Origin of the sequence: Wolbachia endosymbiont (group B) of Schoenobius gigantella, from assembly GCF_964031005.1 — a bacterium.
Taxonomy (GTDB): Bacteria; Pseudomonadota; Alphaproteobacteria; order Rickettsiales; family Anaplasmataceae; genus Wolbachia; species Wolbachia pipientis.
On sequence record NZ_OZ035002.1, the window covers coordinates 1,358,966 to 1,372,824 of the forward strand.

Here is a 13,859-nt window from a genome sequence, read left to right on the forward strand (position 1 = left end):
GCGTTTTTTTATGTTTTAAATGCTTTATAAGCGCATTTTAGCTTATATTAGGTAAAAACCTAGAAGTTTTATAAAGACATAAGGTGCACATAGTGCAAAAAATTAAACATGAGATGCCAGATACGTGAGTTTTTTTGTCATTTAATCTGTACAGAGAAGATAAATAAATAGCTTCAGTTTTATGATAAGGGAGTTGGCGGAGTTTGTCAAGTAAGTTTTTCGCTTCTGCGGGCTACTTGAATAACGGCTACAATGTTCATACAGCTATGTACATAGCTGGAACCCAAAAAAAGAACCAAGTAGCCAAGCTACTTGGATGACAGAAGGTAATATAAGAAGTCTATTGGCTCTCGTATACCTTAGTGAAACTTAACAAGTTTATCTATAGTTTTAGTGATGATTCTTGGAGTATCCGGAGAAACTGCTGAGCTCAGCCTATTTAGTCGCTCTATAGCAAACTCGCTGTTCTCATTTGTTATGAAATCACATAAAATATTTTCTATATCCTTAGTAACACTTTCATGCTTCCTCAGAGGATGATTATGTGGATACCTATTGATGGTTCTGATGCTAGAATACTCAACAAAAGCTTGATCCTTAAAAGCAAGTTGTCTCAATTTCTCTTTGAATTTTCCTTCTTCCTCTTTTGCTAAAAGGCGAGACTTTATCAGTGATTTTATAATCAAATTTATAGCTTGATGCATTTCAGAATGCACTATAACTTTAATGGTATTTTCTTCTACTATACAATCATAAATACTTTTTTCGCTCTTTAGTGACTCTATAAGCGTTCTGCTATTTTGTGAATTCAATTCCAAATTCTCTTCACTCATAGGAGTTATTATGAAGGTGTTCTTACTCACTCTGATGTTAAATTGTGGAGAGCCTTCAGAAAAGGAAAATGCTACATCCTTAAATTCAAGTGCATGATTGTATGCAGCAAAAAGGGTGTGTGCTATAACACTGCTGGGCACCTTCATTCCATGTTTACTCAGGTGGTTCAATACATTTTCAACCTCATGATATGTAAAGTCTGTATCTTTTAGCAATTCAACAACTTCTATGCCGTTGTGTTGTTTATACTCTATTCTCACTTCTTCTGTAAAAAGTGTTTTAGCTGCTATATGTTTATCAAGCACTGTGAAAATCTTGATGAAATTCTCTAAATCTTGTTTGTTAACTAATTCGATACTAATTAAGTTTCTGCTAATAATTGAAATATTTTTTGTCATTTTTTCCCACTAAAAAAACTCACTGAATGAATTGTATTTTTAATTCATTAAGAATTGTTTAAAGTGAGCATACTAGTTTTCATTTACGTATTACACGACAAAACAAGATAAAAAGTTACATAAAATCATCATGTGGTATAACACACTCTCCACATTCATCATTGCTGTTTGTGTAGGTTGTGACATCAGTGTGATTGTCATTATTATTTAGCATATCATCCAACTTTCCTTCTTTTTCAAGATCCATCAATTTGTCACACCCCCCAATGTGCTTATCGTTGATAAAAATCTGTGGAACTGTTCTAACGTTATACTTTGATTTTATGTCGTTAAATAGATCTGAGTTTTTGAGCACATCAATTTCTTCATACTTCACACCTTTTTTATCTAGTAAATCCTTTGCCCTTATGCAGTATGGACAGCCCTTCTTTACATATATCACAACATTTTTCACAATTTATCTCCGTAGCTTACTAAAATATAGTTATTATATATAAGAAACATGTAAAAACATCAAATTGTATGAAAATTATTTATAATTGTGAGCAAGGAATAGAAAATAATATAGCACTAACCTTCGGAAATTTCGATGGCATTCATTTAGGACACGAGTTTGCAATTTCTACTCTAAAGAAGGTAGCACAAGAAAGAGGATTACCCTCTGCAGTTTTAACTTTTGAGCCTCACCCATCAACTGTTTTATTTGGTAGAAACAATTTTAGGTTAATAGACCAAGAACAAAAAAAGGAACTAATCAGCAGCTATGGTATAGATTACTTATATATTATTAATTTTAATAGAGGTTTTTCTGAGGTTAGCTGCGATGACTTTATCAGTGAGATTTTAATAGATAAATATGGCGCTAAACACATAATTGTCGGAGAAAATTGCACTTTTGGTCATAAACGATTGGGTAATATATTAACTCTAGAGAAATATTCTGAAATATATGGATACTCTTTGACTAAATTAGAGCCATTAACAATTGACGGCAAAATTTGCTCTTCTTCTTCAATAAGGGAGTATGTACAAAGGGGCGAAATAGAAATTGCTAATAAATTCCTCGGCAGGCCTTATCAAGTTTCTGGTGTTGTGACAAAAGGTGCATGTAGAGGTAGAGAAATAGGATTTCCAACCATAAATATTCCTATAGAAGATTGCATGATAAAACCTAAGTTTGGCACATATTACGCTAGAGTGACTTTTCCTGATAGTAATCCAAATTGGTTATATGGAGTAGTCAATATTGGTATGAGACCTACTTTTAAGGATCTGAAAAAGCCTATAATAGAAATGCACATATTCGATTTTGATGAAGACGTATATAGTCATAAAGTCAATATACAACTTTTAAAATTCATAAGGTCAGAAAAAAAATTCCATAGTATTGAGGAGTTAACAAAACAGATAAATTATGATATACTTAAAGTTTATAGGTTAAAGGCAAATTTATGAAAAAGTTATGCTTAGTTGTTATATTAATTATAGTATTGATTGACCAAACGAGCAAATTGTACATAAACTCATTGATTGATGAAGGAGAATCAATTGAGATCGCTAGTTTTATAAAACTAGTTGAAGTTTGGAATTCAGGTATTAGTTTTGGAATGTGTAGCGCTTTACCACATGGCGGTTTCTTTTTTTCAGCATTTTCAATACTAATAATTGGTATACTTGCATATTTGATATACAAGTCTGACGATCAGTCAACTTACCTTGGTTTTTCTCTGATGATTGGTGGAGCAATCGGAAACGTAGTTGATAGGGTCTATTGGGGAGCTGTATATGATTTCATATATTTTCATATTGATGATTGGTATTGGCCAGCCTTTAATTTAGCAGATTTATCTATAGTTTGTGGAATGTTTACATTGTTATATAAGTGGTATATATACGATATGCTTATTTCTAAACAAAATGAGGAATAAAATAATTGTTTTTATATTAGGTCGAAATAATGCTTCATAAGTTTTTTAGTTTTCTTATACTACCTGTACTTTTTTTTACTTACCCAATTTCTTCGAATGCTTTAAACATAGAGCACAACATAAAATATACTAAACTCAGTAACGGACTAGATGTTTATGTTGTTTCTAATCATCGGATTCCAGCCGTTTTACATGCAGTAATATACAAAGTTGGGGGAATGGATGATCCAATCGGCAAAGCAGGATTGGCTCACTACTTTGAACATTTAATGTTTGAAACTACAGGGAAGTTCACAGATATAGAAGCCACTATGAGTAGCATTGGGGCTCAATTTAACGCATTTACCACTAAAGAATATACCTGTTATTTTGAGTTGATCCCCAAAAAAGATTTACCACTTGCAATGGAAGTTGAAGCAGATAGAATGGGCAGCTTTAATGTTACTCAAGACAAAATAGATAGAGAAAAAAACATCGTATTAGAAGAAAGAAAGATGAGATTTGATAACCAACCTCATAACTTGTTATGGGAAGAAATGGATAGTGCATTTTACCGTACTGGCTATGGTAGGTCTGTTATCGGCTGGGAGAGCGATATCAAAACTTACAATTTGGATGACATAACGAGGTTTCATGATAACTATTATCACTCCGGCAATGCAATATTACTGATTGTGGGTGATGTGGAACTTGATGAAGTAGTGAAATTAGCAGAAGAAAAATATGGCGAAATTAAAGCTAAGCCTGTAATGAGAAATTACCCAAATCAGGATCCAGTGCATAATGCAGGTCTATCGGTGACCTTAGAGAGCACTGAAGTAAAAGAATCAGTTTTATATTTTCGTTATCGTGTTCCCTTATTTGATCACATAAATGAAGCCTCTGCTGCTCATTTAGCGGTTGACATTTTAGGTGGCGGCAAATCCAGCAAACTGTATAAAGATTTGGTTTTAGATAAAGATGTGGCAGTATCAGTGTTTGCTTATTATAATAGCCTAGCTTTTAGTGATGGCTACATTGATATTATGATAATTCCAAAAAGTGGCGCTAATTTAGATATTGTTGAAAGAGAGTTAGATAATGCTATTAATGGCTTCGTATCTAAAGGGGTGACGAGCGAGGAATTACAAAGCTCAAAATATAGGTATAAGGCAGCACAGTTTGATAATCTATCTGACTTAACTCATATAGCGATGTTCTATGTGCCACACCTTGCACTTGGTATTCCACTTGATGAAATAGATATTTCATATAGCAAGATTAATGATGTCAATCTAGAGGATGTAAATAATAAAATCCGTGCTATTTTTTCTGCTAATAAGTTAATTGGTCGTTTATTACCAAAAGGAGATAATAATGAGAATAAGTAAAATTATATTTCTATTTTTTTTCTGTCTAGGCTTTAATTTACAAGCAAGTGGTAACCTAAATATAGAGGAGGTCACTACCCGTAAAGGATTTAAGTTTTTATTTGTAGAAAATCATGATTTGCCAAAAGTTTCACTAAATATATCGTTCAAGGATGCAGGTTATGTGTATGAGAATAAGGAAAAACAGGGGCTTGCTTGGTTTACTTCTCTTGTAATCCAAGAAGGGGCAGGAAAAAATGATGCCAAAGATTTTGCGAAAAAGCTTGAAGATAAAGGGATTAGTTTAAATTTTATTGCTGATTTAGAAGCATTTAGGGTTTCATTAAATACTTTGTCTGACAATCTAGAGGAAGCAATTTCATTACTGAGCGATACTATAATGCGTCCTAAAGTTGACCCTGAAGGGTTGAATAGAGTTTTCGAGAAAGCCAAAGTTGATTTTAATAATCTTGAAAAAAATCCTTATTTTGTTGCTGGAAAAGAATTAGATACGTTATTGTTTAAAAAACATCCTTACTCAAAAAGTGTGTACGGTACTCTTGATACTATAATGAGCATTACTAGAGACGATGTTTTAACATACATAAAGCGTAATTTTGCTAAAGATAACATAGTTATCAGTGTTGCTGGTTGTACAAAAAAAGAAGAAATTATTACGCTATTAGATAAATATTTATCTAAATTGCCGTCAAAAAGATCAAAAGTTAGAAAAATACCTGTAAAAAATAATTTTGGTTCTGCAGAAAGTAAGAATATTTTTATGGATATACCACAGAGTGTGATACTTTTTGCTCAAAAAGGTATAGCTTATGAAGATCCTAATTATTATAACGCTGGTGTCTTAATTGATGCACTTGGTGGCATGAGGCTGAATTCAATATTAATGACAGAACTGAGGCAAAACTTGGGTATTACTTATGGTGTTTATGCAAGTATTATTTCCAATAAACATGGAAATATTATATCTGGATTTATAAGTACTGATAGTTCTACTGCTGGCAAAGCTATATCAGCAGTAAAAGATACATTTAGCAGAATAAAAAAGCAAGGAATTGACGAACAATTGTTCAAGGATGCAAAAATTGGCTTGGTAAATAATCTTGTCCTTTTCCTGTCCAATAACACAAATACAGCAACGCTGCTAGATAATATGCAGATAAATGATCGTGATGTTAACCGTATAAATAATTATGCGAATATCATTAATGATGTTAAATTAGAGGAAGTAAACGAACTGGCAAGTTCTTTACTGGAACCTGAAAATTTATTTTTTGTTGAAGTTGGAAAAAACGCTCAAGGTCAATAATTATTACAGTCATATATCTTCTGCTATTGACCTTACTGCTTCTACATAACACTTATGCTCCTCAGCTAGAATGCGTTCTGAGAGGCTTTGAATATCATCAGCTGGTAACACTGGTACAACAACTTGAGCAATTATGGCTCCAGCATCAACTTCAGGAGTGACATAATGTACAGTACAACCTGTAATCTTTACACCTGCTTTTAGAGCTTGCTCTTGAGCGTTTAGGCCTTTAAAAGACGGAAGTAAAGAGGGATGAATATTTATCACCTTGTTATGCCATTTACTCAGAAAATCAGCTTTGAGAATTCTCATAAACCCTGCAAGGCAAATTAAATCAACCTTATGTTGAACAAGTATTTCGTGAATTTTACCAGCATCAAGCGGTTTATCTTTAACAATAAACGCTGAGATTCCTGCTTGCTCTGCTATTTTCAGACCAGCAGCTTCGCTATTATTTGTGATAACACATGCAACTTCTGCGGAAAAATTCTGATCTTGACATGCTTCTATTAAGGCCTGCATATTCGACCCCCTACCTGAAATTAGTATTCCGAGTTTTATCTTTTTCATTATAGCACAGTTAGTTTAGAATTTAGTTAATACTAACAAAACAGCTCAAAAGGAAAACTTATTTTATAGCAAAGAAGGCAGACTAAACTCTTTATATAAGTGGACCTCTAATTTTGGACCTCACTGGACAACACAAAATAACGAATAGCCCCATGTACCCAGCTAAAACTAGCTTTAATGCTTAGATATTGTGCTATTTTTGTATAATATACTACTATAAGTATATATTTTTGTAATCGCGTTATTATTTATTTAACAAAGTATTAGTATAATTTATTACACTGGATTAAATGGAGAAAGTTCAATGAGTAAATTACCGAACAATGCAAAAATAGGTAAATCTCAGGTTACTCAGTGGGAGGTAATAAAAAATTGTGAATATGCTGATAATTGCTTGTCAAAAATAGTAACTTTGTACGTTATTAGAATAACTCAGCTATCAGATTTTTATACGAGTGACGAACCTGAAATTAACACTGTTTTAGCAAGAATAAGCGTGACAAGTGAAAATGTATTTTTAAACAAGGCTACTACTATTGAAGTTATGGAAGGTATTTTTCCGTATAAATTCAACAGCAAGAAGAGAAATAACGTATTAAGGTTAGAAGATTTGTATAATTATTTATGTTCTATTGTTAACAATAGCCTTCCAAAAGAAATGCTTGAAAGTCTTGTAAGGGAATATAAGGATGCTGTTAACTTATTTAAAGCAATTACTTAACTGAACGTAGTATTTTTAAGATTTTATTTTCTATTTCAGAAATGCCGCTTTCAAGATCTTTATCTATCAAATACATGGTAGAGAAATATGTTTTCTGCTTACTTTCAACATTGATAGTTAAAGTTCCGGGAGTGATTGTGACTGAATTGGCAAATAACGCAATGCTTTCATCATTATGCCCTTTGCATTTTCTTAGAATAATGATTGGCTCAAGCTTAGATTTGAGTTGTAGCACCTTTTTTGTTACATAAACACTTGATAAAATGATTTGGTACATTAACCATGGTATATAACTTACTAACTTATAAAACGACAGTCTACTCGTACTATTTAAAATCTGGCTAAGAGCTCTTTCAGCGTTTATCAACCTTCTAAAGATAAACGATGTGAATATAGAGGAAAACACTCCACAAAAAATAAAAAACGGCTCAAAATAACCAGACAATACAGTCCATAGAACAAATAAAATTATAAATGACAGAGAAAAAAACTTGATTTCCTTCCTAAAGTTGAGGTTTTTCATAGTCTGTAATATAACTTAAATGACTCTTTAAGGAAAGATAATAACGAATATTTAGGTTCTTGACTTCTATGTTAAAAGATATAACAACTAAGTTATGTATTTTAAGTGAGGAAGTTATGAAATATGACAAATTTATGGAAATATTAAAAAAAATAAATGACCTTTCAGATTTGAGCAAGGACAATATAGTTGAAAAAATAAAAGCTAAGTTACAAGAAGAAGATCCAGATTTATGTCAAGAGTGGGAAAAGAGTAAACCTGACAACGATAGTGGATCTGGCATAAATTACATATTTACTATATCTCGTGGTCAAAATTCTAAGGAAGTCAAATTGTTACATCTTGCTTCTTATTGGAACTGTGCAAATGTAGCAAAAGCTCTGATTGAAAACGGGGCAGATATTAATGCAGAACATGATAATAAAATTACTCCTTTACATATTGCTGCTCACTATGGCCACGAAGATGTAGTAACCATTCTAACTGGAAAAGGAGCAATTGTTGATGCAAAAAATGGTGATGGATGGACTTCTTTACATTTTGCTGTTGAAAAGAACCACGAAAATGTAGTAAACACTCTAATTGGAAAAGGAGCAAATGTTAATGCAGAAAATGATAAAGGATGGGCTCCTTTACATCTTGCTATTACAAATGGCCACAAAGAGATAGTACAAGTTCTATCAAAAGCAGAAGGAATCAACGTTGATGCAAAAAATAGTGATGGGTGGACTCCTTTACATCTTGCTGCTGCAAATGGCCGCGAAGATATAGTAGAAACTCTAATTGAAAAAGGAGCAGATGTTAATGCGAAAGATCATTATAAATGGACTCCTTTAACATTTGCTTCTCAAAAAGGCCATGAAGTGGTAAAAGGAGCTCTATTAAAGGCACAAGAGAACATCAAAGCTTTGCATTCAGCTGTTAAACATAATAATGAGGAGGAGGTGAAAAACCTATTAAATAAAGGAGTAAACGTTAATGCAAAAGATGATGATGGATGTACTCCTTTACATCTTGCTGCCAGAGAGGGCTGCGAAGATGTAGTAAAAACTCTCATTGCAAAAGGAGCAAATGTTAATGCAGAAGGTATTGTGGACGAGACTCCTTTACATCTTGCAGCCAGAGGGGGCCATAAAGATGTAGTAGACATTCTAATCGCAAAAGGAGCAACGGTTAATGCACAAAATAATAAAAGATATACTCCTTTACATATTGCTGCTGAAAAGAACCACATAGAAGTAGTAAAAATTCTAGTTGAGAAAGCAGATGTTAATGCAGAAGGTATTGAGGACAAGACTCCTTTACATCTTGCTGCTGCAAAGGGCCATAAGGATGTAGTAGAAACTCTAATTGCAAACAAAGTAAATGTTAATGCAGAAGATGATGATAGATGTACACCTTTACATCTTGCTGCTGAAGGGAACCACATAGAGGTAGTAAAAATTCTAGTTGAGAAAGCAGATGTTAATATAAAGGATGCTGATAGATGGACTCCTTTGCATGTTGCTGCTGCAAATGGCCACGAAGATGTAGTAAAAACTCTAATCGCAAAAGGAGCAAAGGTTAAGGCAAAAAATGGTGATAGACGTACTCCTTTACATCTTGCTGCTAAAAATGGCCACGAAGGTATAGTAAAAGTTCTGCTAGAAGCTGGAGCAGACCCTTCATTAAAAGATGTTGATGGAAAAACGCCAAGAGACCTCACTAAAGATCAAAGTATAATTCAGCTTTTAGAGGAAGCGGAAAAAAAGCAAACGTTAAAAAATGAGAATAAAAAAACGCCAAAGGATCTTACTGAAAATAAAGATGTAATGCAGCTTCCAGAGAAAAAGGAAGAAAAACAAATTGGAAAAAATGCAATTGTGAAAGAAAAAGAACAATCTGCAAAAAATGCAATTGTAAAAGGTGTTATTGTGTGTTTTGTAACTGCAGTGATAGTTGGTGTTGCACTTGCATTTGCTACTGCCCTATCTGTACCAGCAATAATTGGACTAGCTGCAGGATCTGCGCTCATAGTTGGTGCTGGTCAATATATAATGTCAAAGCCTAAACCTGAAATGAAAGAAGTAAAGGAACCTGTGCCTAGAGAGACAGAAAAAGCACTTACTTGATTTTTGTTATCCTGTTGCTATCAGACTAGCCTGGCACCTTATATTTATTGGGATAACTGTTTTATTATGAATTAAGTCAAAAACTCTGTAATATATTGAAGCTTAAAGATATCTTTAGATATGGAAGTTATTGCAGAAAATAGGAAAGCAAGGTTTGAATATTTCATCTTAGAAGAATTTGAAGCGGGTATGGTCTTATTAAGCAGTGAAGTTAAATCGCTAAGAGAAAGAAAAGTAAATATTTCCGACGCCTACGTTGTTGAAAAGAATAGCGAAGTATGGCTGCACAATATGCATATTGCAGAATATAAAGCTGCGAACCGAAAAAATCATAAACCAAAAAGGGAACGTAAATTACTCTTGCATAAAAAGGAGATAAATAAACTAATTGGTCAAATCAAGACTGCTGGGATAACTGTTGTGCCGCTTTCGGTCTATTTTAACGATAAAGGATTTGCAAAAACTAAAATTGCCATTGTAAAAGGAAAAAAACTCTACGATAAGAGAGCAACCATAAAACAGAGAGAGTGGGATCGTGAAAAAAGTAGATTGTCTAAGAATAATTTATAGCAAAATATGTCTTTAAATCCAGTAATTTTCAGCATCGGTCCTGTTTCTATATATTGGTATTCCTTAGCCTACGTTTTGGGTATAGTGTTTGCATATTGGTATTTACATAAGCTAGATGACCAAAAAATATTTACTAAGAATTTTTACGATTCGTTATTAACAGCCACTATTGTAGGTATTATCCTTGGAGGTAGACTTGGCTACGTATTGATATATGATCCAGTTCTTTATATAAGCAACCCTATTGAGATATTGAAGACCTGGGAAGGAGGGATGTCATTTCATGGTGGTGCTATAGGAGTTTTGCTTGCAGTAATAATTTCGTGTAAAAGACATAATATCCCTACATTTTATGCACTGGACCTAGTTTCTTGCGGAGTTCCCATAGGTTTATTTTTAGGTCGCATAGGCAATTTTATAAACGGAGAGTTATTTGGCAGAGTTACAACTATGCCATGGGGTATGGTATTTCCAGAGAGTGGTGATAATTTGCTGCATCATCCAAGCCAGCTTTATGAGGCACTTTTTGAAGGACTGCTACTTTTTGCAGTTGCAAATTCACTGTTTTTCTTAACTAGAATAAGACTGTATCACGGTGCGTTAACTGGTATTGCAGTTATGTGGTATGGAATAGCACGTTTTTTCGTTGAGTTTTTTCGCGAACCAGACTATCAAATTGGCTATTTGTGGCTTGATTTAACTATGGGGCAGTTGCTTTCTATACCTATGGTTTTGCTAGGAATGCTTGTATATCTAGGCGCATTAAATTTAAAATTTAATACGAAATCTGTCACATAGAGAAAAGGTGAGTTCAATAGAAAAATGTAGCCAGAAGCCCCACATTATGCACAATTGTACGAATTTTCTGCGTTGCAGTAGAATGAATCGGTGGGCTTTGTTGCATCGCTAGCTATGATGGATTAAAGATAAAAAAGGTGGAGAATATCAGTAGCTTATTATTCTGGTATTTATAACAAGAACGGTCAGTGAATACCTAAATTTGAGTAAAAGAAATTTCACTACCACTCACTAATCTGGCTAAAATTCAAGAATTTCAATGCTTTAGCTATTTTCAATAGAATTAAATTTATTAATATAAATAACAAATTACTATTCTTAAATTTGATCAGATTGATTGCAAAAAAACAAGATTTTCAATAAGTTGCTTATAATCCTAATTATAGTTAGCCTTTCATAAGTAGCGATGCAACAAAGCCATCCCAGTGTCAGCTACTTTCATGACACCATTTGCTGTGCAGTTTACCTTCAAAAATGAATGTTCGTACAGCTATGGAATGAATCGCGGTATGACGTAGCTTCGCTATAGGCAATGAAGGAAATATTAACTATACTTCTTTTTACCATTGTTTATATTTCCTATTCACATATATTAATATTTTACTCACTTAAAGTAAGCTAACTACCGTTATTAATATTTTTGTAATAAAAATTGTATATGGTGCATGTAATCAAATTAAGAGGAAGATTGTGGAAATTACGCCATCAATAAAAAAAGAATTGAAGCAAAGTACTCTATATGTTTGCCTAGAAAAATGCAAAAGTGCATTTTGGTTTATCTTTTGGTTTAGTGCGGGAATCAATTTATTAATGTTATTCCTACCACTTTATACCTCTCAAGTGCTTGATCGGGTGATATCGAGCGAAAGTGTATCAACACTAACTATGCTGACAATTATCACTTTATCTGCATTTGCATGTTCTGCAATGCTTGAAACTTGTCGATATTTAGCCATGGCAAAAATAGGTGATTGGATCGATAAAACTGCAACACCAGATCTGATAGTAAGGTCAATCAGGCTAACGTCAGTGCAGAGCTCAACTTCAAGTGGTGAAGCAATACGAGATCTCGGAGTGATAAAAAATTTCATTACAGGAAATGGTATATTCTCACTGTTTGATACTCCATGGTCGTTAATTTACCTTGTTGTGATTTTCATGATACATACCTCCACGGGGTTTATAGCTATTACTGGAATTATTATATTAGTCTCTATGGCAATATGGAATGAACTTGCCACTAAACGAATATTACAAGAAACCAACGAAGAAACTATACGGAATATCAATGCTATAGATGTTGCAACAAGAAATGCAGAAGTGGTTGAAGCTATGGGCATGTCAGAATTCATAGTCTCTGATTGGTGTAAACGAAATGATCAGAACCGAGCAATGCAAATTAAAGCACAAAATCGCTCTAATGTAATTACTGGAATCACTAAATTTTTGCGCTCAACTCTGCAAATATCAGTAATTGGAACAGGTGCATTACTTGCAATCACAGCTCATAAGACTGCCGGTAGCATCATCGCTGCTTCAATTTTAATGGGTAGAGTATTAGCACCATTTGACGCTGCGGTTCATACTTGGAAGTTTTTAAATCAGGCTAGAATGTCATATGGAAGGCTACAAAGACTTATATTAACATCGCCAAAAAGAGAGCAAACGATGGCTCTACCAGAACCTGAAGGAAAATTGGAATTTGATAGAGTATTTTTTACTCCTTATGGAAGCAATAAGCCGACAGTAAAAGGAATATCATTCATTATAGATCCTGGAGATGTAGTTGGTGTTATTGGTGCAAGTGCTTCTGGTAAATCCACTATCGCAAAATTAACTGTTGGTGTATGGAAGCCAATATCTGGTGTAGTCAGACTAGATGGCGCTGATGTATATACTTGGAATCGAGAAAATTTTGGTAATTATGTTGGCTACTTACCTCAGGATATTGAGTTATTTAACACTAGTGTCAAAGCTAATATTGCTCGCATGAGGCCAGATCCAAATCCTGAAGAAATAATCAAAGCAGCAAAAATTGCAGGAATACATGAACTAATACTAAGCTTACCAAATGGATATGATACAACAATAGGAGGTCCTGGAGGAGTAACGCTCTCTGGCGGCCAAAAACAGCTTCTTGGACTTGCCAGAGCTTTTTATGGTCACACAAAACTTTTAGTACTTGATGAACCAAACGCTAACTTAGATAGCAATGGAGAGGCATGCTTAATTAATGCAATTGGCATTGCAAGAAAACAAAATACTACTACTGTTATCATCACTCACAAGCTACCGTTATTGTCCGTAGTTGATAAGGTGATCCTCATGTCAGATGGTATCATTTACGCTATGGGACCAAAAGATGAGATTTTGAGCAAATTAGTTGCTCCATCATCAAGTACCACAGAAGATGAGCGCTCTTCAGCAAATGGTTAGTTTACTTACAATAAATTCTGTATCTGAAATAACAACTGTTCCAGAAAAATATATATTTCTTTACCATTAGAAATAATATTACAAGAATAGTAAATAGATTAATAACTCTTATTAATTAAAGTCAATCGGCAGATATAGCTAAAGTGGCTTAGGTTTACCTACAATTTGAAAAACAACAAATTCGTCTTAATGAATTTTCTTAATTTATTATCTAAATAACTTAATATTAGTGGTAATTTTATAAAAAAATTATAATATAAATAATGTTGCTGCGAAAATTTATAACAATATTTC

Annotated in this window: 13 protein-coding genes; 9 read left to right on the forward strand and 4 right to left on the reverse strand. The window is 33.5% G+C overall.

Features of this window, described 5'->3' with window-relative positions; translation table 11 throughout:
• Positions 1-359 precede the first annotated feature (359 nt).
• Positions 360-1,232: a hypothetical protein gene (locus tag ACQH2O_RS06360; RefSeq protein ID WP_070356897.1), complete on the reverse strand. Its 873-nt coding sequence runs from the start codon at positions 1,230-1,232 to the stop codon at positions 360-362.
• A gap of 115 nt (positions 1,233-1,347) precedes the next feature.
• A complete protein-coding gene (gene grxC / locus ACQH2O_RS06365) occupies positions 1,348-1,686 on the reverse strand; it encodes a glutaredoxin 3 (RefSeq protein ID WP_007550037.1) in 339 nt (112 codons plus the stop codon).
• A gap of 68 nt (positions 1,687-1,754) precedes the next feature.
• Here grxC and ribF point away from each other — a divergent pair, with 68 nt between their 5' ends.
• From ribF to ACQH2O_RS06385, 4 genes are read left to right on the forward strand one after another with little or no spacing between them, the layout of a single operon-like run.
• A complete protein-coding gene (gene ribF, locus ACQH2O_RS06370; RefSeq protein WP_425385158.1) occupies positions 1,755-2,687 on the forward strand; it encodes a riboflavin biosynthesis protein RibF in 933 nt (310 codons plus the stop codon).
• The gene (gene lspA, locus ACQH2O_RS06375; RefSeq protein WP_425385159.1) at positions 2,684-3,160 is read left to right on the forward strand and encodes a signal peptidase II; all 477 of its coding nucleotides are present in this window, start codon (positions 2,684-2,686) and stop codon (positions 3,158-3,160) included. Before ribF ends, lspA begins: the two co-directional genes overlap by 4 nt.
• 29 nt (positions 3,161-3,189) lie before the next feature.
• Positions 3,190-4,530 carry a M16 family metallopeptidase gene (locus ACQH2O_RS06380; protein ID WP_010082492.1) on the forward strand — a complete coding sequence of 447 codons (1,341 nt, stop codon included), beginning with the start codon at positions 3,190-3,192 and terminating at the stop codon, positions 4,528-4,530.
• A complete protein-coding gene (locus ACQH2O_RS06385; protein WP_010962819.1) occupies positions 4,517-5,836 on the forward strand; it encodes a M16 family metallopeptidase in 1,320 nt (439 codons plus the stop codon). The genes ACQH2O_RS06380 and ACQH2O_RS06385 overlap by 14 nt, the downstream gene beginning before the upstream one ends.
• 9 nt (positions 5,837-5,845) lie before the next feature.
• On the opposite strand, the gene purN is transcribed toward ACQH2O_RS06385, so the two are convergent.
• Positions 5,846-6,406 carry a phosphoribosylglycinamide formyltransferase gene (gene purN, locus ACQH2O_RS06390; protein WP_010082490.1) on the reverse strand — a complete coding sequence of 187 codons (561 nt, stop codon included), beginning with the start codon at positions 6,404-6,406 and terminating at the stop codon, positions 5,846-5,848.
• A 304-nt stretch (positions 6,407-6,710) separates the two neighbouring features.
• On the opposite strand from purN, the gene ACQH2O_RS06395 reads away from it, so the two are divergent.
• Positions 6,711-7,127 carry a hypothetical protein gene (locus ACQH2O_RS06395; protein ID WP_010082489.1) on the forward strand — a complete coding sequence of 139 codons (417 nt, stop codon included), beginning with the start codon at positions 6,711-6,713 and terminating at the stop codon, positions 7,125-7,127.
• Here ACQH2O_RS06395 and ACQH2O_RS06400 read toward each other — a convergent pair.
• Positions 7,120-7,650, reverse strand: coding sequence for a Na+/H+ antiporter subunit E (locus ACQH2O_RS06400; protein ID WP_010962821.1), 531 nt, complete (start codon positions 7,648-7,650; stop codon positions 7,120-7,122). The genes ACQH2O_RS06395 and ACQH2O_RS06400 overlap by 8 nt on opposite strands.
• A gap of 68 nt (positions 7,651-7,718) precedes the next feature.
• Between ACQH2O_RS06400 and ACQH2O_RS06405 the strand changes: the two genes are divergently transcribed.
• The 4 genes from ACQH2O_RS06405 to ACQH2O_RS06420 all read left to right on the forward strand — a co-directional run bounded on the left by ACQH2O_RS06405 (position 7,719) and on the right by ACQH2O_RS06420 (position 13,565).
• On the forward strand, positions 7,719-9,761 hold the full coding sequence (locus tag ACQH2O_RS06405) for an ankyrin repeat domain-containing protein (RefSeq protein WP_425385160.1): 2,043 nt from the start codon (positions 7,719-7,721) through the stop codon (positions 9,759-9,761).
• 120 nt (positions 9,762-9,881) lie between these two features.
• Entirely contained in the window at positions 9,882-10,331 is a 450-nt protein-coding gene (gene smpB, locus ACQH2O_RS06410; protein ID WP_007548863.1) for an SsrA-binding protein SmpB, read from the forward strand.
• Positions 10,332-10,337: 6 nt separating this feature from the next.
• Positions 10,338-11,129 carry a prolipoprotein diacylglyceryl transferase gene (lgt, locus tag ACQH2O_RS06415; protein ID WP_010962823.1) on the forward strand — a complete coding sequence of 264 codons (792 nt, stop codon included), beginning with the start codon at positions 10,338-10,340 and terminating at the stop codon, positions 11,127-11,129.
• A 690-nt stretch (positions 11,130-11,819) separates the two neighbouring features.
• Positions 11,820-13,565 (forward strand): type I secretion system permease/ATPase, encoded by a 1,746-nt coding sequence (locus tag ACQH2O_RS06420; protein ID WP_010962824.1) that lies wholly within the window; start codon positions 11,820-11,822, stop codon positions 13,563-13,565.
• Positions 13,566-13,859: the final 294 nt, after the last annotated feature.

Coding starts and splice junctions, on each gene's coding strand:
- ribF (WP_425385158.1), top strand. CDS start 1,755: ATGAAAATTATTTATAATTGTGAGCAAGGAATAGAAAATAATATAGCA.
- lgt (WP_010962823.1), top strand. CDS start 10,338: ATGTCTTTAAATCCAGTAATTTTCAGCATCGGTCCTGTTTCTATATAT.
- lspA (WP_425385159.1), top strand. CDS start 2,684: ATGAAAAAGTTATGCTTAGTTGTTATATTAATTATAGTATTGATTGAC.
- ACQH2O_RS06405 (WP_425385160.1), top strand. CDS start 7,719: ATGTTAAAAGATATAACAACTAAGTTATGTATTTTAAGTGAGGAAGTT.
- ACQH2O_RS06400 (WP_010962821.1), bottom strand. CDS start 7,650: ATGAAAAACCTCAACTTTAGGAAGGAAATCAAGTTTTTTTCTCTGTCA.
- ACQH2O_RS06385 (WP_010962819.1), top strand. CDS start 4,517: ATGAGAATAAGTAAAATTATATTTCTATTTTTTTTCTGTCTAGGCTTT.
- purN (WP_010082490.1), bottom strand. CDS start 6,406: ATGAAAAAGATAAAACTCGGAATACTAATTTCAGGTAGGGGGTCGAAT.
- ACQH2O_RS06395 (WP_010082489.1), top strand. CDS start 6,711: ATGAGTAAATTACCGAACAATGCAAAAATAGGTAAATCTCAGGTTACT.
- ACQH2O_RS06380 (WP_010082492.1), top strand. CDS start 3,190: ATGCTTCATAAGTTTTTTAGTTTTCTTATACTACCTGTACTTTTTTTT.
- ACQH2O_RS06360 (WP_070356897.1), bottom strand. CDS start 1,232: ATGACAAAAAATATTTCAATTATTAGCAGAAACTTAATTAGTATCGAA.
- smpB (WP_007548863.1), top strand. CDS start 9,882: ATGGAAGTTATTGCAGAAAATAGGAAAGCAAGGTTTGAATATTTCATC.